The sequence below is a fragment of the Streptomyces sp. NPDC054841 genome (assembly GCF_053611045.1).
On sequence record NZ_JBSGZO010000833.1, the window covers coordinates 1 to 1,943 of the forward strand.

General features: G+C 70.6%; 2 protein-coding genes. One reads left to right on the top strand and one right to left on the bottom strand.

Annotated elements, in window-relative coordinates:
* Window positions 1–875, top strand: an 875-nt coding sequence (locus ACWGI8_RS43675; protein WP_453669107.1) for a glycoside hydrolase family 3 N-terminal domain-containing protein, incomplete at its 5' end; no start/stop codon positions are given.
* Window positions 876–1,195: 320 nt separating this feature from the next.
* Here the strand turns inward: ACWGI8_RS43675 and ACWGI8_RS43680 are convergent.
* Window positions 1,196–1,624 (bottom strand): secondary thiamine-phosphate synthase enzyme YjbQ, encoded by a 429-nt coding sequence (locus ACWGI8_RS43680; RefSeq protein ID WP_453669108.1) that lies wholly within the window; start codon window positions 1,622–1,624, stop codon window positions 1,196–1,198.
* Between the last annotated feature and the right edge of the window lie 319 nt (window positions 1,625–1,943).

Genomic DNA, 1,943 nt, shown 5'->3' on the forward strand with positions numbered 1-1,943 from the left:
ACGCGGGCGTCCGCGCGGTGATGAGCGGCCACCTGCTGGTCCCCGCCTACGATCCCGATCTGCCCGCCACCCTGAGCCGGCGCGTCCTGGACGAACTGCTGCGTCAGGAACTCGGTTTCGACGGCATCATCGTCACCGACGCCATCGAGATGGGCGCCGTGGCCGACCTCTACGGGATCGGCGGGGCCACGGTCAGAGCCGTCGCCGCCGGTGCCGACGCCGTCTGCGTCGGTGGCGAGAACGCGGAGGCGGCCACCGCCCGGCAGCTCGTGGACGCTCTCGCGGACGCCGTCGTATCGGGGGATCTTCCTGAGGAACGGCTCGAGGAAGCGGGCCGCCGGATCCGGGAGTTCGCAGCCTGGTCGACCGGCCTGCGCCCGGCCCATGCCGCCGACTGGGACACCGGCGGCATCGGCTTTGCGGCCGCCCGCCGGGCCATCCGCCTGCACGGAGCCGTACAGCACCTCCTGCCCCTGGTCAACGCACCGCACGTCGTGGAGCTCGTGCCCACCACCAACCTGGCCATCGGCAAGGAGACCCCCTGGGGCGTGGCCACCCCGCTGTGCGAACGGCTGCCCGGAACAACCTCTGCCCGGGTGCGCCGCGAGGAGCTGCGGTCACCGACCACCGCCCTGGAGACGCACGCACTGGCGCCCGCCGCGGGGCGGCCTCTGGTCGTGGTCGTCCGCGACGCCTCCCGGCACGCGTGGATGGCGCACGCCCTCGCCGACCTCGTCGCGGCACGTCCCGACGCGATCGTCGTGGAGATGGGCCTGCCGGGCGCCGCTGTCCCCGGAGCGGCTCAGATCTTCACACACGGCGCCACCGCCGCGTCCGGGGTGGCCGTCGCGGAGGTACTGGCGGGTGCCCATTAGTGCAGATGAAGGGGCAGCTTCCGTATGCATAGGAGGCATTGACGGTCACACTCAACTCTTCCCTGCGTACCGAGAGCGCTCTCGCATCCGTCCCTCCACGCAGGGAAGTCTCATGCCCCCGTGCAGGTGTAGTCCCGGTTGCGCCACAGGGACACGGGGTCTGGGGACTCCCCGTAATCAGGCCGCTCCTCCTCGTGGGCCACGGCGCCGAGGTCATCGTCGCGGAATCCGGCGCGTCGATCGATGTTCCGCCCAACGGACCCTGTGTTCAGTGAGCCGACGGGGAAGCAAAACCACGGCCGACAGGCGATGAGTCCGGATCAGGAGCCGGCAAGAAAGGACAGACGCACCTTTCGCTCGGGATTGTCCTTGTTGGTGTCCACCAGACAGACGGACTGCCAGGTGCCGAGCTGCAACCGGCCGCCGACGACGGGCAGCGTGGCGTGCGGCGGCACGAGTGCCGGCAGGACGTGGTCGCGGCCGTGGCCCGCGCTGCCGTGCCGGTGCTGATAGCGGTCGTCGGCGGGGAGCAGGACATGCAGCGCGGACAGCAGATCGTGGTCACTGCCGGCACCGGTCTCGATCAGGGCGATCCCGGCAGTCGCGTGCGGCACAAAGACATTGAGCAGGCCGTCGCGGCCCGTGGCGGTCTCGTCGAGGAATTTCTCGCACTCGCGGGTCAGATCGGTCACGGCCTCGACCGTGCCGGTGGCCACATTCAGGACTCGGGTGATGAAGGCTTCGGGCATGCCTTCATCCTCTCGCCCACCCTGCAAGATCGCGCGGGCGGCCGACGAGACACCGTTGACCCGTCACTGAACCGGTCGCTCGGTTCTGCGCCATGTTGCGTACGGCCCTGCTCACCACTCGCGGTCACCTCGACCTGCTGCGAGTGGCCTCCGCCGCGTGCTGCCGTGGCTGCTGACGCCTTCTCAGTCTCAGCGCGTGAAAGCGTGCCCGACGCGCATCCCCCGCAGGTCCGGAGGAGACCTGCCGTAGCCCTCGCGACGCCGCAGCCCCCGCCGCACGTTCGTGCCGGACGCACCGATCCGCGGGCCGGCCGAGGAG